This window comes from Microbacterium sp. CJ77 (genome assembly GCF_002911615.1).
Classification (GTDB): Bacteria; Actinomycetota; Actinomycetes; order Actinomycetales; family Microbacteriaceae; genus Microbacterium.
The window spans coordinates 410,569-433,296 of sequence record NZ_PQBR01000023.1 but is presented as its reverse complement, the minus strand read 5'-3'; the positions used below and the strand labels follow the sequence as shown (position 1 = coordinate 433,296).

25 protein-coding genes are annotated in these 22,728 nt (G+C 69.5%); 8 read left to right on the top strand and 17 right to left on the bottom strand.

The features are described 5' to 3' along the window. Positions 1 to 5 precede the first annotated feature (5 nt). From C2868_RS13935 to C2868_RS13890, 10 genes are all read right to left on the bottom strand, one after another. Positions 6 to 791 (bottom strand): IclR family transcriptional regulator C-terminal domain-containing protein, encoded by a 786-nt coding sequence (locus tag C2868_RS13935; RefSeq protein WP_103663499.1) that lies wholly within the window; start codon positions 789 to 791, stop codon positions 6 to 8. A 5-nt stretch (positions 792 to 796) separates the two neighbouring features. After that, complete coding sequence (locus C2868_RS13930; protein ID WP_103663498.1) at positions 797 to 1,966, bottom strand: thiolase family protein; 1,170 nt, start codon at positions 1,964 to 1,966, stop codon at positions 797 to 799. Between the two features lie 61 nt (positions 1,967 to 2,027). After that, positions 2,028 to 2,669 carry a 3-oxoacid CoA-transferase subunit B gene (locus tag C2868_RS13925; RefSeq protein ID WP_100812718.1) on the bottom strand — a complete coding sequence of 214 codons (642 nt, stop codon included), beginning with the start codon at positions 2,667 to 2,669 and terminating at the stop codon, positions 2,028 to 2,030. Further along, entirely contained in the window at positions 2,666 to 3,427 is a 762-nt protein-coding gene (locus C2868_RS13920) for a 3-oxoacid CoA-transferase subunit A (protein ID WP_100812717.1), read from the bottom strand. The genes C2868_RS13925 and C2868_RS13920 overlap by 4 nt, the downstream gene beginning before the upstream one ends. 122 nt (positions 3,428 to 3,549) lie before the next feature. Next, positions 3,550 to 3,948: a 4-carboxymuconolactone decarboxylase gene (gene pcaC, locus C2868_RS13915; RefSeq protein ID WP_100812716.1), complete on the bottom strand. Its 399-nt coding sequence runs from the start codon at positions 3,946 to 3,948 to the stop codon at positions 3,550 to 3,552. Continuing rightward, positions 3,945 to 4,724, bottom strand: coding sequence for an alpha/beta fold hydrolase (locus tag C2868_RS13910; RefSeq protein ID WP_100812715.1), 780 nt, complete (start codon positions 4,722 to 4,724; stop codon positions 3,945 to 3,947). Before C2868_RS13910 ends, pcaC begins: the two co-directional genes overlap by 4 nt. Continuing rightward, positions 4,721 to 6,181: a lyase family protein gene (locus C2868_RS13905; protein WP_232711383.1), complete on the bottom strand. Its 1,461-nt coding sequence runs from the start codon at positions 6,179 to 6,181 to the stop codon at positions 4,721 to 4,723. Before C2868_RS13905 ends, C2868_RS13910 begins: the two co-directional genes overlap by 4 nt. Next, positions 6,171 to 6,728 carry a protocatechuate 3,4-dioxygenase subunit alpha gene (pcaG, locus tag C2868_RS13900; RefSeq protein ID WP_100812714.1) on the bottom strand — a complete coding sequence of 186 codons (558 nt, stop codon included), beginning with the start codon at positions 6,726 to 6,728 and terminating at the stop codon, positions 6,171 to 6,173. Before pcaG ends, C2868_RS13905 begins: the two co-directional genes overlap by 11 nt. After that, positions 6,728 to 7,549 carry a protocatechuate 3,4-dioxygenase subunit beta gene (pcaH, locus tag C2868_RS13895; RefSeq protein ID WP_103663497.1) on the bottom strand — a complete coding sequence of 274 codons (822 nt, stop codon included), beginning with the start codon at positions 7,547 to 7,549 and terminating at the stop codon, positions 6,728 to 6,730. The genes pcaG and pcaH overlap by 1 nt, the downstream gene beginning before the upstream one ends. Positions 7,550 to 7,616: 67 nt before the next feature. Continuing rightward, positions 7,617 to 8,468, bottom strand: coding sequence for an IclR family transcriptional regulator (locus tag C2868_RS13890; protein WP_100812712.1), 852 nt, complete (start codon positions 8,466 to 8,468; stop codon positions 7,617 to 7,619). 38 nt (positions 8,469 to 8,506) lie between these two features. Here C2868_RS13890 and C2868_RS13885 point away from each other — a divergent pair, with 38 nt between their 5' ends. The 3 genes from C2868_RS13885 (at position 8,507) to C2868_RS13875 (ending at position 12,003) form a co-directional block, all read left to right on the top strand. Then, positions 8,507 to 9,262 (top strand): IclR family transcriptional regulator, encoded by a 756-nt coding sequence (locus tag C2868_RS13885; protein ID WP_100812711.1) that lies wholly within the window; start codon positions 8,507 to 8,509, stop codon positions 9,260 to 9,262. Positions 9,263 to 9,457: 195 nt separating this feature from the next. Further along, positions 9,458 to 10,645 carry a 4-hydroxybenzoate 3-monooxygenase gene (locus tag C2868_RS13880; RefSeq protein WP_100812710.1) on the top strand — a complete coding sequence of 396 codons (1,188 nt, stop codon included), beginning with the start codon at positions 9,458 to 9,460 and terminating at the stop codon, positions 10,643 to 10,645. Between the two features lie 86 nt (positions 10,646 to 10,731). Beyond that, entirely contained in the window at positions 10,732 to 12,003 is a 1,272-nt protein-coding gene (locus C2868_RS13875) for an MFS transporter (protein WP_232711382.1), read from the top strand. Between the two features lie 11 nt (positions 12,004 to 12,014). Here C2868_RS13875 and C2868_RS13870 read toward each other — a convergent pair whose 3' ends face one another. Together C2868_RS13870 and C2868_RS13865 are read right to left on the bottom strand one after the other, a co-directional pair. Further along, the gene (locus tag C2868_RS13870) at positions 12,015 to 12,413 is read right to left on the bottom strand and encodes a glucose-6-phosphate dehydrogenase (RefSeq protein WP_100812709.1); all 399 of its coding nucleotides are present in this window, start codon (positions 12,411 to 12,413) and stop codon (positions 12,015 to 12,017) included. A 53-nt stretch (positions 12,414 to 12,466) separates the two neighbouring features. Beyond that, complete coding sequence (locus tag C2868_RS13865) at positions 12,467 to 12,928, bottom strand: MarR family winged helix-turn-helix transcriptional regulator (protein ID WP_100812708.1); 462 nt, start codon at positions 12,926 to 12,928, stop codon at positions 12,467 to 12,469. Between the two features lie 92 nt (positions 12,929 to 13,020). Here C2868_RS13865 and C2868_RS13860 point away from each other — a divergent pair, with 92 nt between their 5' ends. The 5 genes from C2868_RS13860 to menE are packed head-to-tail and all read left to right on the top strand — an operon-like array spanning position 13,021 to position 18,126. Further along, positions 13,021 to 13,950: an SDR family NAD(P)-dependent oxidoreductase gene (locus C2868_RS13860; RefSeq protein WP_100812707.1), complete on the top strand. Its 930-nt coding sequence runs from the start codon at positions 13,021 to 13,023 to the stop codon at positions 13,948 to 13,950. A gap of 33 nt (positions 13,951 to 13,983) precedes the next feature. Continuing rightward, the gene (locus tag C2868_RS13855; protein WP_100812706.1) at positions 13,984 to 14,868 is read left to right on the top strand and encodes an amidohydrolase family protein; all 885 of its coding nucleotides are present in this window, start codon (positions 13,984 to 13,986) and stop codon (positions 14,866 to 14,868) included. A gap of 3 nt (positions 14,869 to 14,871) precedes the next feature. Continuing rightward, a complete protein-coding gene (locus C2868_RS13850) occupies positions 14,872 to 16,080 on the top strand; it encodes an acyl-CoA dehydrogenase family protein (RefSeq protein ID WP_100812705.1) in 1,209 nt (402 codons plus the stop codon). Positions 16,081 to 16,116: 36 nt separating this feature from the next. Next, positions 16,117 to 16,569 (top strand): MaoC family dehydratase, encoded by a 453-nt coding sequence (locus C2868_RS13845; protein WP_100812704.1) that lies wholly within the window; start codon positions 16,117 to 16,119, stop codon positions 16,567 to 16,569. 18 nt (positions 16,570 to 16,587) lie between these two features. Beyond that, positions 16,588 to 18,126 (top strand): o-succinylbenzoate--CoA ligase, encoded by a 1,539-nt coding sequence (gene menE / locus C2868_RS13840; RefSeq protein WP_100812703.1) that lies wholly within the window; start codon positions 16,588 to 16,590, stop codon positions 18,124 to 18,126. A 42-nt stretch (positions 18,127 to 18,168) separates the two neighbouring features. Here menE and C2868_RS13835 read toward each other — a convergent pair whose 3' ends face one another. The 5 genes from C2868_RS13835 to C2868_RS13815 all read right to left on the bottom strand — a co-directional run bounded on the left by C2868_RS13835 (position 18,169) and on the right by C2868_RS13815 (position 22,601). Then, the gene (locus tag C2868_RS13835) at positions 18,169 to 19,011 is read right to left on the bottom strand and encodes a PaaX family transcriptional regulator C-terminal domain-containing protein (RefSeq protein WP_181003471.1); all 843 of its coding nucleotides are present in this window, start codon (positions 19,009 to 19,011) and stop codon (positions 18,169 to 18,171) included. A gap of 47 nt (positions 19,012 to 19,058) precedes the next feature. Continuing rightward, positions 19,059 to 19,859, bottom strand: coding sequence for an ABC transporter ATP-binding protein (locus C2868_RS13830; RefSeq protein WP_100812701.1), 801 nt, complete (start codon positions 19,857 to 19,859; stop codon positions 19,059 to 19,061). Then, positions 19,852 to 20,676, bottom strand: a complete 825-nt coding sequence (locus C2868_RS13825; RefSeq protein ID WP_100812700.1) for an ABC transporter permease — start codon at positions 20,674 to 20,676, stop codon at positions 19,852 to 19,854. The genes C2868_RS13830 and C2868_RS13825 overlap by 8 nt, the downstream gene beginning before the upstream one ends. Continuing rightward, positions 20,673 to 21,530: an ABC transporter permease gene (locus C2868_RS13820; protein ID WP_232711381.1), complete on the bottom strand. Its 858-nt coding sequence runs from the start codon at positions 21,528 to 21,530 to the stop codon at positions 20,673 to 20,675. Before C2868_RS13820 ends, C2868_RS13825 begins: the two co-directional genes overlap by 4 nt. Positions 21,531 to 21,620: 90 nt before the next feature. Then, positions 21,621 to 22,601, bottom strand: coding sequence for an ABC transporter substrate-binding protein (locus tag C2868_RS13815; RefSeq protein ID WP_100812698.1), 981 nt, complete (start codon positions 22,599 to 22,601; stop codon positions 21,621 to 21,623). Positions 22,602 to 22,728 lie beyond the last annotated feature (127 nt).

Below are 22,728 nucleotides of genomic sequence, written 5' to 3'. Positions count from 1 at the left end.
ACGCATCACACCAGGCGCAGCTCCGCTTCGATGGCGGCGCCCGTGCGCAGCAGCGCGGGCACGTACCGCTCGATCTGGCGCTCTGCCGTGTCGCGCGTCGTACTCGATGAGACATTGATCGCCGCGACCACGGCGCCGTCCCGGCCGTGCAGCGGCACGGCGATCGAGCGCAGTCCCCGCTCGAGCTCCCCGTCCACGAACGCCCAGCCCTGCCAGCGTACGCGCTCGATCTCGTCACGGATCGACGCACGGTCGGCCAACGTGTGATCCGTGTACGCTCGCAGTTCGGATGCATCGAGCACGGTCGCGACCGCGGCATCCGGCATCCCGGCCAGGAGCGCGCGGCCCATGCTCGTCGCGTACGCGGGGAATCGGGTGCCGATCGTGATGCGGACGCTCATGATGCGCCGCGTCGGCACGCGCGCGATGTAGACGATATCCGTCCCATCCAGCACCCCCGCCGACACGCTCTCGTCCACTTCCCGCGAGAGCCGCTCGAGATGCGGTTGCGCAATCTCGGGCAGCGACAGCGCCGAGAGATAGCTGAAACCGAGCTCGAGGACGCGCGGGGTGAGGGCGAACGTCCGACCGTCGCTGCGGACGTAACCCAGGGTCTCGAGGGTCAGCAGAAACCGCCGTGCGGCGGCTCGCGTCAAGCCGGAGCGTCGCGCGACGTCGCTGAGCGAGAGTTCGGGATGCGTCGCATCGAACGTTCGGATGACCGACAGGCCACGCGCGAACGACTGCACGAACGTCCCGGATGCCGCGGCATCCGGTCCCTCGTCGATCATGCGTCCTACCGCTCGAGGACGACGGCGAGGCCTTGACCGACGCCGATGCAGATCGCGGCGACCGCTATGCCGCCGCCCCGCCGCTTCAGCTCATGCGCCGCGTGCCCGATGATGCGACCGCCGGAGGCACCGAGGGGGTGTCCGATGGCGATCGCGCCACCGTGGATGTTGAGCTTGTCGGGGTCGAGCTCGGGCCACAGCTTCAAGCACGCGAGCGACTGCGAGGCGAAGGCCTCGTTGAGTTCGACGAAGTCGACGTCCGCCCACGTGCGCCCGGCACGGGCGAGGGCACGGTTCGCGGCCTCGACGGGCGCGATCCCGAAGACATCGGGATCGTTGCCGAAGACCCCGCGGCCCGTGATACGGGCGAGGGGGTCGATGTCCAGCGCACCCTCGCCACCGAGCAGCACGGCCGAGGCACCGTCGTTGATCGAGGAGGCATTGCCGGCGGTGACCGATCCGTTCTTGGCGAACAGCGGGCGCAGGCTCGCGAGCTTCTCGAGCGAGGTGTCGGCACGGATGCCCTCGTCCCGGGCGAGCTCGGCGCCGGGCATCTGAACGATCTCGCCGTCATAGACACCTGCATCCCACGCCGCCGCGGCGAGCTGGTGGCTGCGCAGTGTGAAGGCGTCCTGGGCCTCGCGCGAGATGTCGAACATCTCGGCGAGCTTCTCGGCCGACGCGCCATTGCTGATCGTCCAGTCTTCGCGCAGCGCCGGATTGACCATCCGCCAACCGATCGAGGTGTTCCACATCGTCTGGTTGCCGACGGCCGGCCACGGCTTGGGCGACTTCTCGACGACGAACGGCGCGCGGCTCATCGACTCGACCCCTCCGGCGAGGATGATGTCGGCATCCCCCGCCTCGATCGCGCGCGACCCCTGGATGACCGCCTCGACGGCCGACCCGCAGAGCCGGTTGACCGTGACGCCCGAGACGCTCGAGGGGAAGCCCGCCAGCAGGGCGCCGAAGCGGGCCACGTTGCGGTTGTCCTCGCCCGCCTGGTTCGCGTCGCCGAAGATCACGTCGTCGATGCGTGCGGGGTCGAGGCTCGTGCGCTCGGCGGCGGCCTTCATGACGACGGCCGCGAGGTCGTCGGGGCGGACGCTCGAGAGCGCTCCGCCCGCGCGGCCGAACGGGGTGCGGACGGCGTCGTAGACGTACGTTGCGGTCATGGTTGTTCTCCTTGCGTTTCGTCTCGCTTCGCTCGCTCAACGACCGGTGAGGGTCGCTCGCTCAACGACCAACGAGCGTGAGGCCGGTGAGCTCGGCGAGCGATTCGATGGTGTTGTCGCCGAACGCCTCGCGCACGGCGAAGCCGTCGGGCGTGACGTCGAAGATGGCGTGGTCGGTGTAGACGCGGCTGACGCAGCCGACGCCCGTGAGCGGGTACGTGCACGACTCGACGAGTTTGGACTCGCCCTGCTTGGTGAGCAGGTCGGTCATGACGTAGACGTCCTTCGCACCGATAGCGAGGTCCATCGCACCGCCGACCGCGGGGATCGCCCCGGGTGCTCCGGTCGACCAGTTGGCGAGGTCGCCGTCTTGGCTGACCTGGAAGGCTCCGAGCACGCACACGTCGAGGTGGCCGCCGCGCATCATGCCGAACGAATCGGCGTGGTGGAAGTAGGCCGCGCCCGCGAGCGCCGTGACGGGCTGCTTGCCGGCGTTGATCAGGTCGGGGTCGATGAGGCCCGGCTCGGGCGCCGGTCCCATGCCGAGCAGCCCGTTCTCGGTGTGCAGGATGATCTCGAGGTCGTCGGGAAGGAAGTTCGCCACGAGGGTCGGGGCGCCGATGCCGAGATTGACGTACGCACCCTCGGGGATGTCTGCGGCGATGCGCTTCGCGAGGTCGTCACGACTGATGCGGGTGCTCACGCGGCATCCTCCTTCTCTTCGTCCGTGTTCGCGTCGAGGGGTCGACCTTCGATGTCGACGCCCCCGACGAATTGGCCGTCACGCAGCCAGAGGCGCTGGCCGACCGCGACGACGCGGTCGACGAAGATGCCGGGCGTCACGACCGTCTCGGGCTCGATGGCGCCGAGCGGCACGACCTCGTCGACCTGCGCGATCGTCGTCGTCGCCGCGGAGGCCATGATCGGACCGAAGTTACGGGCGGTCTCGCGGTACACGAGGTTGCCCCAGCGATCCGCCCGGAGCGCGCTGATCAGCGCGAAGTCCGCCCGGATCGGATACTCGAGGACGTAGCGGCGTCCGTCGATCTCGCGCTCTTCCTTGCCCTCGGCGAGTTGCGTGCCCACCCCCGTCGGCGTGAAGAAGGCGCCGATTCCCGCGCCCGCGGCCCGGATGCGTTCGGCGAGGTTTCCCTGTGGGACCAGCTCGAGTTCGATCTCGCCGGCGCGATAGAGGCCGTCGAAGACCCACGAGTCGCTCTGCCGCGGGAACGAGCAGACGATCTTGCGGACCTGCTTGTTGGCCAACAGTGCCGCGAGGCCGGTGTCGCCGTTGCCCGCGTTGTTGTTGACGATGGTGAGGTCCTTGGCGCCGTGCGCGATGAGTGCGTCGATCAACTCGACGGGCTGACCCGCGCGACCGAAACCGCCGATCATGACGGTCGCGCCATCCGGGATGTCGCCGACCGCCTGTTCGACGCTCGGCACGGTTTTGTCGATCACGACGCCTCCTCGCATGTGTTCGCTCTGCGAACGCTGGTTCGCTATACGTCCACTCTACTGCGGTGCTCCCGCGGTTGGCCAGCCCTCGGACGGATGCCGTGGGCATCACGAACCGGAACGGTTCAGGCCTCGGCGAAGACCTCGGAGGCGATGCGGAACGCCGTGTTGGCCGCGGGGACTCCGGAGTAGATCGCGGATTGCAGGATGACCTCGCGGATCTCATCCACGGTCAGGCCATTGCGCAGGGCCGCGCGCAGATGCATGGCGAGCTCTTCGTGGTGCCCGTGCGCGATGAGCGAGGTGAGCACCGCGATCGAGCGCTCGCGCCGCTGCAACCCGGGACGCGACCACACGTCGCCCCATGCGACGCGCGTGATGAAGTCCTGGAAGTCGGCCGTCAGCTCGGACGTGTTGGCGATCGAACGATCGACGTGCTCGTCCGAGAGCACGGCGCGACGGACGACCATGCCCTGGTCGTAGCGCTCCTGATCGGTCAGGCCCTCGCCCGCGGGACGGGTCATCGGCTCGTCCCCTCGAAGAACTCCTGAAGCAACCGGCCGGTGGCCTCGGGCTGTTCGGCGGGCGGCAGGTGGGCCGCCCCGTCGATGCGGACCGCGCGGCCATCGCGCACGCCCTCCGCGATCTCGATCGCCTTCGCCTCGGGGGCGACGGTGTCGTGCTCACCCCACGCGGCCAGCACCGGCAGAGCGATCGACGAGAGCTGGTCGCGCACGTCGTACTCGGCGAGCGCCTCGCAGCAGCGGGCATAACTGTCGTCGTCGGTATCTTGCAGCGCGTGCAGCAGCCGGCCGGTCAATTCGGGCCGCCGGGCGATCGAGTCGGGCGCGAACCACCGCTGCGCCGAACCGATGATCAGGCTCGACGTCGACTGCGTCCGGGCCTGAGTGGCACGCTCGTGCCAGGCCGCCGCATCTCCCAGCTGTGCGCCCGAGGCGACGATCGCGGCGCGTTCGACCAGGTCCGGATGCCGAAGCGACAGCTCGAGCCCGACGGCACCACCGAGCGACACCCCCGCGTAGCGGACCGGGCCACCACCGAGTTCGCGGATGCCGTGGGCGACCGCGTCGGCGAGCTCGCCCACGGTGAAGGGTGCCGCGGCGACGGGCGATGCGCCGTGTCCCGGCAGATCCCACGCGACGACGCGGTAGTCGGCCGCGAGCATCGGAAAGACGTCTTCCCAGAGGATCGTCGACGTGCCGAGCGACGGGCCCAGAACAACGAGGGGCGCGTCGGTCGCGCCGACGGGTGCGGTGATCGCGATCTGCGGAACCGTCATGAGAGAACCTCCGGATTGTCGTGCTGTGCCGGGTCGTACTGTGCCGAGTCGTTCTGTGCCGAGTCGTTCTGCGGGCCCGGCTCACGGAGAGCAGAGTCGAGGTAGGAATGGGCGAGCCCGAGATAGTGGGCGGGATCGACGAGCGCGTCGACATCGAGGTCGACCGCTTCGGGAAGCGCGCGCACGAGGTCAGCGAGGTCCGCGCCCCCGGATGCCTCGGCGACGAGTGCGGCGAAACGCGCCCGGCCGATCAGGGGCACCAGCGTCAGCGAGAGGCGCTCGCTGACGATCAGAGCTCCGGTCAGGTCCAGATTGCGGGCCACCGCCGCGCGATCCACCGACAGGCCGCCGACAACACGCGCGGCGTTTGCCGTCGCTCCGAGTGCGAGCCGCAGCAGTTCGCGCAGCGTCGGCCACTCGGCGTGCCACGACCCGTCCGGCCGCTCATCCGCGGCCAAAGCGGACGCGAGGTGGAGCGTCGCTCCGAGCTGGGGCGCACGCATCGCCGCCGAGCGGATCAGCACGGACCCCGCCGGATTCCTCTTCTGCGGCATCGCGGACGATCCACCGGCCGCCCCCTCGGCCAGCTCGCCGATCTCGGTGCGAGAGAGAGTGGCCACATCGGTGGCGATCTTGCCGACCGCATCGATCGCCTGAACGAGGGAGTCACCGAGTTCGGTGACGGGCCACCGGCTGGTATGCCACGGGGCATCCGGCACGGCGAGCCCGAGCGCGTCGGCGAAGGGTTCCGACAGCCGAGCCGCCGCATCCGCTCCGACGGTCTCGACGATCGCGGCGAGCGTACCGCCGGCCCCGCCGAGCTGCGCCGGGAGCGCGACGACCGCGGACTCGAGTCGCGCAGCAGCCCGCTGCACTCCCCGCAGCCAGACGGCGGCGCGCAGGCCCACCGTGGTGGGCACCGCATGCTGCGTCAGGGTGCGCGCGGCCGCGACATCCTCGGCATGCTCTCGCGCGAATCCCGCCAACTCAGCCTCGGTGCGCCTGAGGTTGCGCAGAACCTCGCGGCCCGACCCGTACGCCACGAGCATGAGGGCCGAATCGAGGATGTCCTGGCTCGTCGCCCCGCGGTGCACCCACGCGCGCGCAGTCTCGGGCACGCGTGCCTTCAGCTCGGCGACGAGCGGTATGACGGGATTACCCCCCGAGACGGCTGCCTCGGCCAGGGCGACCGCGTCGATCCCGTGCCCCCGGCATCCGCGTCCCTCGTACTGCCAGCCGAGCGTCGCCGAGACGTCGGCGACGACTGCGGCGGGGGCCACACCCACTTCGCCGTACGCGCGCACGAGGGCGACCTCGACGGCGACGAGCGCGTCGAGCACCGCCTCGTCCGACACCAGCGCGTCGTGTCCGACGCTCACGGGCGAGAGCAACCCCACATCGAACGCGGGCGGCGACACGCGCGCGCCGGATCGATCGGGGGGTGCATCAGAAGGCAAGGAAGACGGTCTCCTTCTCGCCCTGCAGCCGGATGTCGTGCCGCAGGCTGCCGTCGGGCAGGCGCGTTGCGATGAGCGTACCGCGCTCGTCCTCGGACAGGTCGGACAGCAGCGGATCGGCCGCGAGTCCGGCCTCGTCCTCGGGCAGGTAGATGCGCGTGTGCAGCTTGTTCGGCAGACCGCGCGCGAAGACCACGGCGGCGAAGAACGGCGCTTTGCCGTCGATCGAGCCGGGGTTGCGTGTCCAGAACTCGTAGTGTCCCTCGTCCGTCGTCGCCGAACGCCCGAAGCCCGTGAAGGTGTGGTCGTCGCGGCGACGCGCGCCGCGACTGCGCGAGACGGTGCCGTCGCTGTCGGCACCCCAGATCTCGACGACGGCATCGGGGATCGGAGCCCCGGCCCCGTCGTACACGGTGCCCGAGAGCACGATCGCTCCGGGGGAGTGCGGGAAGGTGACCTCGTGCATCTTCGGATAGGCGAGGCCGAACGCGAAGAACGGCCCGATCGTCTGGCCGGGTGTCGGCTCCAGGCGGGTTTCGGTGCTCATCAGTGCTCTCCCTCGGGCTCGAACCAGGTCGCGGACGGACCGTCGACGACGATGTCCCACGTGTAGCCCATCGAGAACTCGGGCACGGTGAGGTCGTGGTCGTAGGCGCCGACGAGACGGTCGCGCGCCTTCTGGTCGCGGATGGTGTTGTAGATCGGGTCGAGCGCGCAGAGCGGGTCGCCCGGGAAGTACATCTGCGTGATGATGCGCTGCGTGAAAGCCGTGCCGAAGAGCGAGAAATGGATGTGGGCCGGACGCCACGCGTTGATGTGGTTCTTCCACGGGTACGGACCGGGCTTGATGGTCGTGAAGAAGTACTCGCCGTTGTCGTTCGTGACCGTGCGGCCCGCGCCCGTGAAGTTCGGGTCGAGGGGCGCCGGGTGCTGGTCGCGCTGGTGGATGTAGCGCCCAGCCGAGTTGGCCTGCCAGATCTCGACGAGCTGGTTGGCGAGCGGCCGACCCCAGCTGTCGAGCAGGCGTCCCGAGACCGTGATGCGCTCGCCCAGGGGCTCACCCGTGTGCTGCAGCGTCAGGTCGGACTCGATAGCCGCGACGTCGCGCTGGCCGTACGCCGGCGACCACAGCTCGATCGTCTCGGGGTCGACCAGGCGCGGGTTCTTGGTGGGGTGGCGCAGGACGCTCGACCGGTAGGGCGCGAAATCGTAGAGCGTGACCGGTGCGGGCGCCTCGCCCCGCGCCTCGCGTGCCAGATGGTCGGCGTGGATCTCGGCCATCTCGGCGTTGATCTCGCGCTGCGAGGGCATGTCCGGCGAGGCGAGCAATGATTCGGGGGCCGCAGCCTGCGGAGTTGTATCTGTCATGGTGTCTCCTTCGACAAAGAGCTATCCAAAGGGTGACAGGCGGGCCCCGCGCATCCGCCACGGATTCTCACTCAGTGGGATCCGTCTCCCGCAGGATCCGTGTCAGGTCCGCTGCCGACTGTGTCACGAGTGCGGCCAACCGACGCTCATCGGCCCTCTCCAGCCGCACGACCATGCCGATCGCCGCGGGCGGGAGGCCCGCGACCTTGCCGAGCGCCGCGGCCACCGAGACGTTGCCCAGCGTCATCTCTTCGCGCGTCGTGGCGTACCCGCGGCGGCGCGCGACAGCCAGCTCGGCCCGCAGCACTTCTTCCGTCGTGATGGAGTGCGTCGTCTCGCGTTCGAGGGGTGTCGAGAAGTAGTGAGCGAGCCAGTCCTCGTCGCGCGTCGCGAGGAGCGCCTTGCCGACTCCCGTCGTGTGGAGCGGGTGGCGTCCGCCCATCCGGCTGAGGGTGGGGATGGACGACTGTCCCGTCACCCGACCGACGTACAGGGCGGTCGCACGCTCGGGCGTCGGGGCATCCAGAACCGCGAGGTGCACGTTCTCGGCGGTGGCTTCGTAGAGGCGCAGCATGAACGGAAGTGCGGTTTCGCGCAGTCGCAGCGAGAGCGGCGAGAGCTCGCCCAGCTCCCAGAGCCGCACGCCGATGGTGTACCGATGACCGGGGGCACGCGCGAGCAGGCCGAGCGTGGTGAGCCGGGCGAGCAGGCGGTGCAGCGTCGACGTCGCCAGGCCCGTGCGTTCGGCGATCACCGCCGCCGAGAGGGCGGGCTCATCGTCCGAGAAGCACTGCAGCACGCCGAGGGCGCGCTCGAGGACACCCTCTGCAGCACTGTTTTGTGCAGCACTGTCTTGTGCAGCACTGTCTTCTGCAGCACCGTCTTCGGCAACACCGTCTGCAGCACCGTCGCTATGCATCGTCGCTCCCCCTCTCTCACCGAGGCTATCTTGGGCGAATGGCGAACTCGCCGACGGGTGACACGATGGCGGAACGCATCGTGCGCGTGCTCGACACCTTCAGCGCCGAGAGAACCGTGCAGACCGCGGCGCAGATCGGTCGGCGGTCGGGGCTGCCGTCGTCCACGGCGCACCGCATCGTCGACGAACTCGTGCGCGCGGGGCTGCTCGAGCGCGACGACGAGCACCGCGTGCGACTCGGCATGAGGCTGTGGGAACTCGCCCTGCGGGGGTCGAACGCGCTGCGCCTGCGCCAGGCGGCGCTGCCCTTCATGTCGCAGGTGCAGGCGCGGGTACGCGAGCACACGCAGCTCGCGGTGCTCGAGCAGGACGAGGCGCTGTTCCTCGAGCGCCTCTCGCACCCCGAGGCCGGGGCCAACATCACGAGGATCGCCGGCCGACTCCCCCTGCACGCGTCGTCGTCGGGTCTCGTGCTGCTCGCCTTCGGTCCCGACGATCTGCGTCGTCGCGTACTCGCCGGGCCGCTCGTCTCCGTCTCTCCCGAGACGATCACGGACCCCGCCGTGTTGTCGCGCGTGCTGGACGACATCCGGCGCGCGGGCTACGTCGTCGCCCCCGGGTCGATCGAGAGCGTGTCGACGGGTATCGCGACGCCGATCCGGGATGTGCGCGGTGCGGTCATCGCGGCCCTGTCCGTCGTCCTCCCGCGCGACGCCCCCACCTCGGGCCCCCTCGACGAACTGCGCCGGGCCTCCGCGGGCATCTGCGCAGCCCTCGCCTCCGACCGCCCCTGACCAACGTCCTCCGTGCCGCTGCCGGACCCGCTCCCCTGACAGTAGACGCGGCATAGGCCCCCGAAAACCCGCAACGAGTGCCAGGCGAGCGGGTCCGGGAGGATGGTTGGTTCCCGTTCAATGGGAAATGGGGTGCGAGGGCGGAGTGGTGGGTTGGATGCTGAGGGGAAACAGTCCGTCGAAGGAGACGCCACCATGACCGAGACCGTCCGCACCCGGGTCGCGATCGTCGGAGCGGGGCCCGCAGGCCTGCTCCTGTCCCACCTGCTCGCGTCGGCAGGCATCGAGTCCGTCGTGATCGATCAGCGCACCCGCGATGAGATCGAGAGCACGATCCGTGCCGGCATCCTCGAGCACGGAACCGTCGAGGTGCTCGACTCATCCGGCGCATCGGACCGCGTGCGCACGGTCGGTCATCGGCACGACGGCATCGAACTGCGCTTCGAGGGCCAGGGACACCGCATCGACTTCCCCGGGCTGACCGGCCGCAGCGTCTGGCTCTACCCCCAGCACGAGGTGCTGAAAGACCTGATCGCCGCACGCCTCGCGGGCGGCCAGGACCTGCGCTTCGGCGTCACCGCCGAGCGCGTCGAGGACGCCGCAACGGATCGGCCGCGCGTCATCGCGACCGGACCCGACGGCGAGTCCTTCGTCATCGAGGCGGACTTCGTCGTCGGCGCCGACGGCTCCCGCAGCGTCGCCCGCGCGGCGGTCACGGGCTCGCAGACCGGCGGCTACTTCCGTGAGTATCCCTTCGCCTGGTTCGGCATCCTCTGCGAGGCGCCGCCGAGCTCGGACGAGCTGATCTACAGCAACTCGCCCGACGGCTTCGCGCTGATCAGCCAGCGCAGCGCCACCGTGCAGCGGATGTACTTCCAGTGCGACCCGAACGCCGACACCGAGGCGCTGAGCGAGGACGAGATCTGGGAACAGCTCCAGCTGCGCGTGCCCGGGACGACGCTGCAACGCGGCCCGATCTTCCAGCGGGATGTGCTGCGGTTCCGCAGCTTCGTCGCGCACGAGCTCCGCGCCGGGCGCGTCGCGCTCGTCGGCGACGCGGCCCACACGGTCCCGCCGACCGGGGCGAAGGGCATGAACCTGGCCGTGGCCGACGTGCTGCTGCTCGAGCGGGCGCTCAGAGCCCTGCTCCTCGAGAACGACGAACGCCTGATCGACGTCTACGCCGAAACCGCGCTGCAGCGCATCTGGAAGGCGCAGCACTTCTCGTGGTGGATGACGAGCATGCTGCACGTCGCACCGGATGCCTCGGACTTCGACCGCCTGCGCCAGGTGGGCGAGCTCCGCAGCGTCGTCGAGTCCGAGGCCGGGCGCACCTACCTCGCCGAGGCGTATACGGGTTGGCCGTTCTCGACGGCCCTGTAGCGTCTCGACGGCCCTGTAGCGCCGTCATCCGCTCACTGGGAACCGCGGACCGGGCCCGCCCGCGCCTCGGCTATAGTCCGGTGATCATGGGCTCCGACAACGAGGTACGCACGCACGCGTCGCGCCCGGCCAGAGAGGACGCCCGTGTCGGCATGAGTGCGCCGGCCGCGGGGCTGACCCTGTTCGTCGCCGTCTGCCTCGTCGCGGCGAACATGCGCCTGAGCATCACGGCGGTCGGTCCCCTGCTCGACCAGATCGGCACCGATACGGGAATGTCGGTCGGCGCTCTCGGTCTGATCGCCGCCGTGCCGCTCGTCGCCTGGGCGGCGCTGTCACCTTTCGCGCTGGGGCTGAGTCTGCGGTTCGGGATGTCGCGAGCCGTGTTGGGGGCGCTCCTCCTGTTGCTCGCGGGCACGACCGTGCGCTCGCTGCCCGGCCCCACCATCAGCCTGTGGATCGGAACCGTCCTGATCGGTCTCGCGCTCGCGGTGGCCAACGTGCTCATGCCCGCCGTCATCAAGCGGGACTTCCCCGCGCGCGTCCCGGTCGTGATGGCCGTCTACACGGGGCTGCTCGGGGGCGTCGGAGCGATCGGCTCGGGGGTCGCGGTACCCCTGTCGTTCCTCGGCGACGAGCAGTCCGGATGGCGCATCGCGCTGCTCGTCATCGGTGCCGGGCTGCTCATTCCGGCGATCGCGGTGTGGGCGTGGGCGACGCGCGGACACAACGCCGTCCACCGCGCGCGGCCCGTCGTCGCCCGCACGAGCACGGGGATCTGGCGGGATGCGCTCGCGTGGCAGGTGGCCGCATACATGGGCTTCCAGGCATCCACCTTCTACATGATGCTCACGTGGTTGGCCGCGATCTCGACATCGATCGGCCGCTCAGAGGTCGTGGCCGGGTTCGACGTGATGATCTATCAGCTCACCACGATCATCGGTTCGATCATCGTGCCGGTCCTGCTCCGCGGCCCCGCCGAGCGATACGTCCCCGCAGCGATTCCGCTCGTCGGCGTCATCGGCATCGCGGGGCTGATGGTCGCCCCCGGGGCGATCGTCATGTGGGTGCTGATCGCGGGACTCTCCTCGGGCGCCTCGCTCAGCATGTCGCTGACCCTGATGGCGCAGCGAGCGCGAACGCCGGATGCTTCGGCCGCGCTCTCGGGCATGGCCCAGTCCGTCGGCTACCTGATCGCCGCGGTCGGCCCCGTGCTGTTCGGAGCGCTGCACGCGGGGTTCGGCGGATGGACGGTCTCTCTGGGTCTGCTGGGGCTGGTCCTGCTCGCGCAGTCGGTGACGGGCGTGCTCGCGGGCCGACCGCGGTTCGTTCTGGATGCGCGTCAGCCGCACCGCAACTGATCTGGGGCCGATCAGGCGATGCGCTCGCCGCACATACCGCACACGCCCGTGGGCGGCACCTCGACGAAGCACGTCGGACAGACCGCCGCGACCCGCTCGGGCACGGCCGGTCGACGGGGCGCGGCGGCCCTCGCTGCGCGCGCGGTCGAGCGTCGCACGCGGGCATCCAGCTCCGACTCGACCGGGGCCGGCGGCGGGGGCAGGTGCTCGGCGCAGTGGAAACGGACGACGCCGGCGTGGCTCTTCGGATTCCGGCGGCGGACCGCCCACAGCTCGGTGCGATCGCGCGGCTCCGAGGCGGGGCCGCACTCCGAGCAACGCGTCGGGTCGCCGGGCACGACGTCCGCGACGAGCACGGGAACATCGAAAGGGAGGTCTTCGCGCCAGTCCGTCGAGCCGGTGATCTTCACCCCTCCACGGTACGCGCACGGCAAGGTGCCGGTCGACCGGCTGTGCAGCGCGGTCAGTCGGGAAACGCCACGACCCGCAGCAGCGCCGTGAGTCGATCGCGTTCGCCCGGCGTGAGGCGTCCGAACACCTGCTGCTCGGCGGTGCGCGCCGCGGCGTGAGCCTGCTCGTACACGAGACGGCCGGTGGGTGTGGCGACGACCACGTTCGCCCGCCTGTCTGCCGGGTCGGGCTCGCGAACGACCAGTCCGCGGGCCTGCAGGTCATCGACGAGCGCGACGACCTGGCTGGGATCGAGCCGCAGAAAATCCGCCAGGTCACGCTGGGACGGCCGCGACCCATCCACCGCGAGCGCGAGGATCGAATACGACCGTGCGCGCAATCCGGATGTCGCCAGCGCGGCGTTGCCCGCCGCGAGCGAGAGGGCATTCGCGCGAGCGAGCAGAAAACTCATCTCGTTCCCCAGGGCACCGCCGGCCGCACCCCCCGGGGGTGTCGCGATCTGCTCCGTGCTCATAGGAGCGATGGTATCAAAAGTAGTCGTATTCAATAATTGACAATCTCAACTATCGGGGCTCTAATGGACGGAGAGATACGAAGGAGTCATCCATGCTGCTGGAAGGCAAAGTAGCCATCGTCACCGGTTCGGGGCGCGGTCTCGGTCTGGCCTACGCCGCCGAACTCGCCCGGCAGGGCGCATCCGTCATCGTCAACGACGTCGACGAGCAGGTCGCGGCCGATGCGGTCGCGGCGATCGAATCCACGGGCGGCAGGGCCGTCGCGGTCGTCGCGCCCGTCGGGCCGACCGAGACCGCCAAGCTTCTCGTCGACACCGCGTTCGACACCTACGGGCGCCTCGACATCCTCGTCACGAACGCCGGCGTGCTGCGCGACACCGTGCTGTGGAAGATGAGCGACGATGACTTCGACACCGTCATCAACGTTCACCTGCGCGGCACCTTCACCTGCGTTCGCGAGGCCGCGACCCGCATGCGCGAGCAGGCACAGGGCGGCCGGATCATCTGCATCGGCTCCCCCACCGGCCAGCGCGGCAACTTCGGCCAGACCAACTACGCCGCGGCCAAGGCCGGCATCGTCGGCATGGTGCGCACGTGGGCCCTCGAACTCAAGCGCGCCGGCATCACCGCGAACGCCGTCATCCCCGTCGCGGCAACCGCCATGACCGCGACGCTGCCCTACTTCGCCGCCGCCGTCGAGGCCGAGAAGAAGGACGAGCCGATGCCCGCCTTCTTCCGCCACGACCTCGGCTTCGGAACGTCGGACGACGTCGCCGGGCTCATCTCCTACCTCGCCTCGGACGCGGCAGCGGATGTCACGGGTCAGGCGATCGGGATCGGCGGCGACCGCGTGCAGATCTGGTCGCACCCCGAGGCCGTCGCGACGGCGTACCACGACGGCGGGTGGTCGGCCGACGACCTCGCGTCGGAGTTCCCGGCCCTGCTCGCCGAACACGGTCAGAGCGTCGGAGAGACGTTCCCGCCCCTGCCCGACGAGTTCCAGCGCCCCGCCCAGGCCTGATCGCCGCACACCACTCGAAACGGCCTCTCGACGATGAGCAGATACGAACCCGCCCTCGACCTCGAGTCCCTCCAGGCGATCGACATGCACGTGCACATCGAGCTGGACGACCACGGTCACGCGTCGCTGCCACCCGATCTGGCCGCGGCCGCCGCGAAGTACTTCAGCTCGGACATCGGGCAGCCCGACCTGGACTCCGTCGCCGCCTACTACCGCGAGCGCAAGATGGCGGCGGTGGTGTTCACCGTCGATTCCGAGACGGCGCTCGGCCACTCGCCCCTCTCGAGCGAAGAGATCGCCGAGGGTGCGCACCGCAACAACGATGTCCTGATCCCGTTCGGATCGGTGGATCCGCACAAGGGCGCGGCCGCGGTGGATCAGGCGCGGCGCCTCGTCGAGGAGTACGGGGTGCGCGGCTTCAAGTTCCACCCGACGGTGCAGGGCTTCGACCCGAGCGACAGCTCGTGGTTCCCGCTCTACGCCGCGTTGCAGGACGCGGGCGTCGTCGCCCTCTTCCACACCGGTCAGACCGGCATCGGTGCGGGCATGCCCGGCGGACGCGGGTTGCGCCTCGCGCTCTCCAACCCGATGCTGCTCGATACCGTCGCGGCGGAATTCCCCGAGCTGCAGATCATCATGGCCCACCCCTCCGTGCCGTGGCAGGACGAGGCGCTGTCGGTCGCCACCCACAAGCACAACACGTGGATCGACCTGTCGGGCTGGAGCCCCAAGTACTTCCCGACCGAGCTCGTGCGCGCAGCGAACTCCTACCTGAAGAACCGGGTGCTGTTCGGCTCGGACTTCCCCCTGCTGACCCCCGACCGGTGGCTGCGCGACGTCGAGCAGACGACGCTCAAGCCCGAGGTCATGCCGGGGATCCTGAAGCAGAACGCGGTGCGGCTGCTGGGGCTCGGCTGAACCATGAGCACCCCTACCCTGCGCAGCACGGAGCCCTTCGGCTTCGATCCCCTGGGACTCGCGGAGGCCCACCTGAGCGACGCCGCCCGCGGCACGCTCGCCCGACTCGGCGACGTGCTCGACCGCGAGGTGCGCCCCCTGCTGGCCGAGGCGTGGGAGACGGCGACGATGCCCGCGGCCGTGCTCGGCGCGCTCATCCCGCTCGACCTCATGCATCCCGAGGGCGTCACGGCCGAAGAGGCCGGCTCGTCGCTGTTCTCGGGATTCCGCAACTTCGTCCTCGCCCGGACGGATGTCTCGGTCGCGACGCTCTACAACGCCCAGTCGGGTCTCTTCCGCAGCGCCGTGGGCCTCGGCGGGTCGCCGCAACAGGTGGCCGCCCTCGACGCGCGGATCGCCTCGTTCGACGTCAAGGGTGTCTTCGCTCTGACCGAACCCGACCACGGGTCGGACATCGCCGGCGGGCTCGAGACGACGGCCCGCCGCGACCCTGGCGACGACGGTGACGACTGGGTCATCGATGGCGAGAAACGATGGATCGGCGGGGCCGGCGATGCCGACCTCCTCACCGTCTTCGCGCGCGATGCCGACGACGGTCAGGTCAAGGCCTTCCTGGTCCCGCGCGAAACGCCGGGCGTCTCGCTGACCCGCATCGAGGGCAAGATCTCGCTGCGGCCCATGCAGAACTACACGATCGGGCTCGAGGGGGTGCGCGTGCCCGAGACCGCCCGTCTGCAGCGCGTCGACTCCTGGCGGGACGTGTCCCGCATCCTGCGCGCGATGCGATCGGACGTCGCGTGGATCGCGACCGGCCTGCAGGCCGGCGCGCTCGAGGCCGCCGTCCGCTACGTCCGCGAGCGCGAGCAGTTCGGGCGCCCCATCGGGGGCTTCCAGCTCGTGCAAGAGAAGCTCGCGCGGATGCTCGGAAACCTCACGTCATCGCTGACGCTCGTGACGGCGCTCTCGCTCCGCCAGGACGCCGGAGAATTCGCCGATGAGAACTCGGCGCTCGCGAAGATGCAGACGGCGCTGCTGGCACGAGAGACCGTCGCGCTCGCGCGCGAGGTCATGGGGGGCAACGGCATCCTGCTCGATCACGACGCGGCTCGGTTCTTCGCCGATGCCGAAGCCGTCTACTCCTATGAGGGCACCCACGAGATCAACGCCCTCATCGTCGGCCGGGCCCTCACGGGCGACGCCGCATTCACCTGAACCGCGGACATCCGCCATCGCGAAAGAGAGAACACCATGACCACCACCGTCGCCTTTGCCGATCTCCACACCCTCGTCGGTCAGGACCTCGGATACTCCGACTGGTTCGAGGTCACGCAGGAGCGCATCAACACGTTCGCCGACGCGACCGATGACCACCAGTGGATCCACGTCGACCCCGAGCGCGCGAAGGAAGGCCCGTTCGGGGCACCGATCGCGCACGGCTTCCTGACGCTCGCCCTCTTCATCCCCCTGTGGGTCGACCTGCTCGACGTGCAGGGTACGACAACGAAGGTCAACTACGGCCTCGACAAGGTCCGCTTCGTTTCGCCGGTTCCCGCGGGCTCGCGCATCCGGCTCAACGCGACCGTCGCCGAGGTCACCGAGGCCGGTGGCGGGATCCAGATGACCGTGGACGCGACCATCGAGCTCGAGGGCGGCACGAAGCCGGCCGTCGTCGCGCGCAGCCTGCAGCGCTTCTACGCCTGACCCGTCCGTCGTTCGACGATGCACAACCACGGACTGGGCGCGTGGATGTTCACGCGCCGCCTCAAGAGCCCCGACAAGGTCGCCCTGGTGTTCGGCGAGGACGAGCGGATCACGTACCGCCAGCTCGCCGACGACGCGGATCGCGTGTCCGCACTGCTGTGGCATCGCGGCATCCGCAAGGGTGACGCCGTCGCGTACATCGGCGAGAACAGTCCGGATTTTCTGCGGGTCCTGTTCGGCGTCGCGCAGCTCGGGGCCGTCTTCGTGCCCCTCAACACGCGCCTGGCGGCGCCCGAGCTCGCGTACATGCTGTCGGACTGTGGTGCGCGGCTGCTGATCCACGATCCCGAGTTCGCCGGGCGGCTCGCTCCGGGAATCGAGGCGGCTCGGGTGGCCCATGTCATCCCGACGGGGGACGGGGATGCCGAGGTGCCCGGGCTCACGGAGCTCATGCAGGAGTCCTCCGCAGGACATGCCGACACCGCGGTGGTGCTCGAGGATCCCGCCGCGATCATCTACACGTCGGGCACGACGGGTAAGCCGAAGGGCGCCGTCCTGTCGCACGGCAATCTGACCTGGGTGTCGATGAACTGCATCGTGGACTACGACGTCGTCTCGGCGGATGTTGCGCTCCTCATCTCACCCCTGTTCCACGTCGCGTCCCTCGGCATGGGTGCTCTCCCCGTGATCCTCAAGGGCGGCACGATCGTGCTCGAGAAGGGATTCGAGGCGGGGCGCGTGCTCGAACTCATCGAACGGCACCGCATCACGATGCTCAGCGGCGTTCCGACGACGTATCAGCTGCTGGCCGACCACCCGAACTGGGCCGCGACCGATCTGTCGACGCTCACCAAGCTGACCTGCGGCGGTTCGGCCGTGCCGACGCGGATCCTGAACGCCTACGAAGAGCGCGGCCTGTCGTTCTCGCAGGGATACGGCATGACCGAGACGTCGCCGGGGGCGACATCCCTCTCTCCGTCGATGACACGCGAGAAGCAGGGCAGCGTCGGTCTTCCGCATTTCTTCACCGACATCCGGATCGCGGACGAGAACGGCGCGATGGTGCCGCGCGGGACGGTCGGAGAGATCGAGATCTCGGGCCCGAACGTATTCCTCGGGTACCACGGGATGCCCGAGGCGACCGCGGATGCGTTCACCGCGGACGGCTGGTTCCGCTCCGGCGATCTGGGATACCTCGATGCCGACGGATACCTCTATATCTCGGACCGGCTGAAGGACATGATCATCTCGGGCGGCGAGAACATCTACCCGGCCGAGGTCGAGAACCTCATCAGTGACATCACGGGGGTATCGGGAGTCGCCGTGATCGGCGTGCCCGACGAACGGTGGGGCGAGGTCCCGTGGGCCGTCGTCACGCTCCGCGACGACGCGGCGGTCGACACCGTGCCCGACACGGCATCGGTGCGGGCGTACCTGGAGGGCAAGATCGCGCGCTACAAGATCCCGAAGAACGTCGTCGTCGTGGACGAACTGCCCCGCACGGCGTCGGGCAAGGTGCGAAAGGCCGACCTGCGGGCACGCTTCGGCGGCCGCTGACGATGGGCGGGCGCGGGAGGCCGCGAGGACTCCCGCGCCGTGTCAGCGCCCGCCGACCGCAGGTGCGGGGACGGTCCCGAACGATCGGGCGTGGAGCCCCGCGAACTCCTGCTCGGCGAGGGCCGCGAGCTCTTCGCGACGCGCTCGATAGGCCGCGACGGACCGCTCGGCCGGCCACGCGTCGCCCATGAACTCCGCGGGGAGCCGCGGGTCCGCGCGCAGCAGCGCCAGCCAGTCCGCGACGAGGCACACGAGTGCCGAGACGGCGGTCGCGGCGCCGTCAGAAGCCCCCGGTGCCTCCCAGGTCTCGAGGAACCGCTCGTGCTCCGCACGGATCGCGTCGATGTCCCAGGCCTCGCGCACCGACCGCGAGACGGGGTAGGCGCGCAGATCCTCGGCACGGAACGCCGTGACGGCGTGGGGAGCGAGGGCATCCCCGAGCGGCTCGAGCGCGGCCTCGAGGTCGACCTCGCCCGGGGCGATCCACAGCCCGTCACGGAGTGGTGCGAAGCCCTCCCACGCGAGCGTGGCCCGCAACCGGTGACGAATCGTGCGCTGATTCTCGGGAACCGAGAAGGTCACGAGAGTCCAGCCGGTCCCGTTCGGTGCGAACGGATGCTGCGCGTGCACGCGCACGGCGGCCTCGCGCAGCACATCACCGGTGTCGTCGCTCAGCGCGAAGGCGATTTCTCGCCCGACGCGCACCCGTTCGAGCATGCCGCGCCGCGACATCCGATCCAGCATCGCACGCGCGGTCGGGGCAGTGATCGCGGCGCCCTCCAGGACCTCGAGCAGCACGCTCGCGCGCACCGGTTCGCCGATGCGATCCAGGACGAGCTCGCCCAGGAGAGCGAGCAAGAGCTGCTTGGGTTGCCGAGCGCGCACGTGTTGCTCCGTCCTGTCGATCACTTTCCGTCGATCACGCCGTACGCTCACGCGGTCGGGCGGATCGCCTCCCCGCGCTTCGCGCGCTGGATCTGCTCGTAGACGTGCGTGCGCAACTCGGTGAAGCGGGGCAGCGCACGCGTCGTGATCTGATCGCGCTCGGGGGCGAGGTCGATCGCCAGATCTTCCTGCACCCACGTCGGCGACTTCGAGAGTACGACGACGCGCTCGCCGAGGTACACCGACTCGTCGATGTCGTGCGTGACGAACAGGATCGACATGCCCCGCTCGAGGTGCAGCTGGCGCACGAGGTCCTCGAGGTCCGCGCGGGTCTGGGCATCGACGGCCGCGAACGGCTCGTCCATGATCAGCACCTCGGGCTGATACGCGACGGCGCGCGCGATCGCGACGCGCTGCTGCATGCCGCCCGACAACTGCCAGGGGTAGCTCTTCGATGCGTGCTCCAGCCCGACGGCCTGCAGCGCGTCGTCGACGAGCTGGGTGCGCTCGGCCTTCGACAGCTTCTTGTGCTTGAGGGGCAGCTCGACGTTGCCCCGCACCGTCAGCCAGGGGTACAGGCTGCGCCCGTACTCCTGGAAGACGAGCGCCATGTTCGGCGGCGGTCCCGTGACCTTCTTGCCGTCGAGGGCCACCGTTCCCGCCGTGGGCTTGAGCAGCCCCGCGATGCACTTCAGCAGCGTGGTCTTGCCGCAGCCCGACGGGCCGACGATGACCACCAACTCTCCCCGCCGCATCGAGAAGCTGATGTCGCCGATCGCCTCGACGTTGCCGGTGGACGATTCGTAGACCTTCTTGAGGTGCGAGACCTCGAGGAGCGTTTCAGGCACGCTCCACCTCCTTGATTCCGTGGTACCAGCGCAAAACGCGTCGTTCGACGATGGTGAAGACGATGGACAGCAGAACACCGATCAGGCCGAGCAGCACGATGCCGCTCCACATCTCGGCGATCAGGTAGTTCGTCTGGAAGAACTTGATCTGATAGCCGAGGCCCGACGATGCGTAGAAGAGCTCGGAGATCACCATCATGATCAGGGCGACAGACAGGGTCTGGCGCACGCCGGCCATGATCCGCGGACTCGCGGCCGGCAGCACGAGGCTGAAGAGGCGCTCGGAGCGGGTGAGCGCGAACGAGCGGGCCGTCTCGGTCATGACCGAATCGGTGGAGCGGACGCCCTCGATCGTGTTGAGCAGGACCGGCCACAGCGAGCCGGCCACGATCACGACGACCTGCATCGTCGGATTGATGCCCAGCAGTGCCGCGATGACGGGGATCAGGACGGGTGGCGGGATGGCCCGGAAGAACTCCAGCATCGGTTCGAGCAGCTCGCGCAGCCAACGCGTGAGGCCGATGATCGTGCCCGCGGCGATGCCGATCGCGACCGCCAGGACGATCGCTATGGCGAGGCGCGCGACGCTCGGCAGCACGTCCGCGACGAAGGCGGGTCCCACCCAGGTGTCCACGAACGCTTCGTAGATCGTGAAGGGGCTCGGGAAGAACTTCGCCGGAGCGAGGGTGCCCAAGACTCCCCAGACGACGAGGAGCACGATCGGGAGGCCGATCGCGTAGAGCGTGCTCTCGCCCATCTTCGCCCAGAGGCGCGACTTCTGCCGGGGCGTGCGCACGGTGCTGGTGTAGAGAGTCACAGGACATCCTCCCCTCGGACCGACTGATGCCACGCGAGGGTGCGTCGCTCGATGTAGCGGAAGCCGAGATTGATGATGAGGCCGAGCACGCCCGTGACCACGACGATCGCGTAGACCGTCGTGTAGTTGCCGATGCCGGCCGCGACGGCGAGCTCTCGGCCCAGCCCGGGGTTTCCGATCGTCATCTCGGCGGTGATCGCCAGGATCAACGCGACGGCGGCGGCGAGCCGCAGGCCCGTCATGAGGTATGGGAGAGCCGTCGGCAGGACGAGATTCCGGATGCGCGAGGCGCGGGTCAATCCAAAGCTGCGGGCCGTGTCGCGCGCGACGGTGTCGATGTCGGCAACTCCGTACAGCACCTGCACGAAGATCTGCCAGAAGCTGGCGTAGACGATGATCACGAGCGCCGCCTGGAGCTGCAGGCCGTAGATGAGGATCGCGATCGGGATCAACGCAACCGACGGGATCGGGCGCAAGAACTCCACCACCGTGTGCGTCGCTCGCCGCAGAAACGGCACCATTCCGACAATGGCACCCAGCGTCGTCGCCGCCACGGTGGCGATCGCGAGGCCGATGGCCCACGCGGTCATGGTGCGGCCGACGTTCCGCCAGAACTCGAGGTCGGTCATCATGACACCGAGGCGGCTGAAGGTGTCGAGGGCCGACGGCACCTGCTCGGGGTTGACCCAGCGCAGCGTCGAGGCGAGCTGCCAGGTCACGAGGAAGCCGACGACGCCGAGCACCCCGAGAACGACCTTTCGCGCGGAGCGCAGGTTCTTGCCCCGGCGCAGCCGGGCGCTCGTGTCGGGATGCGGTGGCGAGCCGGCCTCTTGCGGCGCGTCGATGACGGTCACGTGCGCTCCTGATGCATGGGGGGATGGGCGGGGCTGGCAGAGCGGAGAAGAGGGGGATGCGCGCACACGTCGACGCATCCCCCTCCGCGCTTACTGCTGCTGCAGCAGACGGTCGAAGTCGGGCAGCTTGTCGATGTACTCGTACTTCACGGCCAGATCACCGAGCGTCTCGATGCTCTCCGTGTCGAGCTCCCACGTGAAGGTCGGCAGCGTGATACCGGCTGCGGCCTCGGCCGGGATGTCGAGTCCCGTCGCGATCGCGGCACGCACGGCGTCCTCGTTGTCGGCCGCGTAGGCGAGCGCCTCGGCCATCGCCGCGGAGTAGTCCGCCACGAGATCGGGGTCCTCGTCGATGAGCTTCTGCGTGGTGATGTTCGTCAGCACGGTCAGCCCCGGGATGACGGCCTGATAGGGCGAGACGACGGACACGCCGCCCGCACCGAGCACGATGCCGCGGAACGGGTCGGGCACCCACGCGGCATCGATCGTGCCGGCGTCGAGCTGAGCCTTGGCCTCGGGGAACGCGACCTCGACGAACTCGATCGTCGACGAGTCGCCGCCGTCCGCGTCCACCGCCGCGCGGATCGTCAGGTCACCGGCGGCTCCGAGGGAGTTGACCGACACCTTCTTGCCCGACAGGTCCTTGGGGCTCGCGATGCCGGAGGCGGCGAGCGCCACGACGGCGTTGACGTCCTTGCCATCGGCGAGGCTGTTGGCGTAGTCACCGATGATCACGATGCCGAGGTCCTGCAGGTCGGCGCGGATCGGACCGAACGGCTGCCCGATGGCGAACTGGATGTCGCCGCTGAGCAGGGCGGGGATCGCCTGGGCGCCGCCCTGGGCGGGCACGACCTCGACGTTCAGGCCGTGATCCTCGAAGATCCCGGCGTCGATCGCCGCCCAGAGGGCGCCGGTCTCGGCGATGGGCAGGGCCGCGACGCGGACGTCGCGGAGCTCACCGGCGCCCGTCTCGGTGGGGGCGGCAGACGGGCTGGCGCCCGAATCGGTGCATCCGCTGAGGGTGAGCGCAGCAGCGGCTGCGAGGGCGATTGCGGCAAGACTCTTCTTCATTGACAGGCCTCTCGTCGACGGTCAAGGGTCGTCGACACAGCTGAGAGCGATCCCACCGGCGGGTCCGTCCGACGTGATCTGCACGACGCTGTGTGACCTTGCCATCGTGTGCCACGCCTCGATCAAT

Bases quoted from the DNA above. Each gene is read 5' to 3' on its own strand.
- C2868_RS13935 (WP_103663499.1), bottom strand. From the start codon at position 791: ATGATCGACGAGGGACCGGATGCCGCGGCATCCGGGACGTTCGTGCAG.
- C2868_RS13930 (WP_103663498.1), bottom strand. From the start codon at position 1,966: ATGACCGCAACGTACGTCTACGACGCCGTCCGCACCCCGTTCGGCCGC.
- pcaC (WP_100812716.1), bottom strand. From the start codon at position 3,948: ATGACCCGTCCCGCGGGCGAGGGCCTGACCGATCAGGAGCGCTACGAC.
- C2868_RS13910 (WP_100812715.1), bottom strand. From the start codon at position 4,724: ATGACGGTTCCGCAGATCGCGATCACCGCACCCGTCGGCGCGACCGAC.
- pcaG (WP_100812714.1), bottom strand. From the start codon at position 6,728: ATGAGCACCGAAACCCGCCTGGAGCCGACACCCGGCCAGACGATCGGG.
- pcaH (WP_103663497.1), bottom strand. From the start codon at position 7,549: ATGACAGATACAACTCCGCAGGCTGCGGCCCCCGAATCATTGCTCGCC.
- C2868_RS13890 (WP_100812712.1), bottom strand. From the start codon at position 8,468: ATGCATAGCGACGGTGCTGCAGACGGTGTTGCCGAAGACGGTGCTGCA.
- C2868_RS13885 (WP_100812711.1), top strand. From the start codon at position 8,507: ATGGCGAACTCGCCGACGGGTGACACGATGGCGGAACGCATCGTGCGC.
- C2868_RS13880 (WP_100812710.1), top strand. From the start codon at position 9,458: ATGACCGAGACCGTCCGCACCCGGGTCGCGATCGTCGGAGCGGGGCCC.
- C2868_RS13875 (WP_232711382.1), top strand. From the start codon at position 10,732: ATGGGCTCCGACAACGAGGTACGCACGCACGCGTCGCGCCCGGCCAGA.
- C2868_RS13865 (WP_100812708.1), bottom strand. From the start codon at position 12,928: ATGAGCACGGAGCAGATCGCGACACCCCCGGGGGGTGCGGCCGGCGGT.
- C2868_RS13860 (WP_100812707.1), top strand. From the start codon at position 13,021: ATGCTGCTGGAAGGCAAAGTAGCCATCGTCACCGGTTCGGGGCGCGGT.
- C2868_RS13855 (WP_100812706.1), top strand. From the start codon at position 13,984: ATGAGCAGATACGAACCCGCCCTCGACCTCGAGTCCCTCCAGGCGATC.
- C2868_RS13850 (WP_100812705.1), top strand. From the start codon at position 14,872: ATGAGCACCCCTACCCTGCGCAGCACGGAGCCCTTCGGCTTCGATCCC.
- C2868_RS13845 (WP_100812704.1), top strand. From the start codon at position 16,117: ATGACCACCACCGTCGCCTTTGCCGATCTCCACACCCTCGTCGGTCAG.
- menE (WP_100812703.1), top strand. From the start codon at position 16,588: ATGCACAACCACGGACTGGGCGCGTGGATGTTCACGCGCCGCCTCAAG.
- C2868_RS13815 (WP_100812698.1), bottom strand. From the start codon at position 22,601: ATGAAGAAGAGTCTTGCCGCAATCGCCCTCGCAGCCGCTGCTGCGCTC.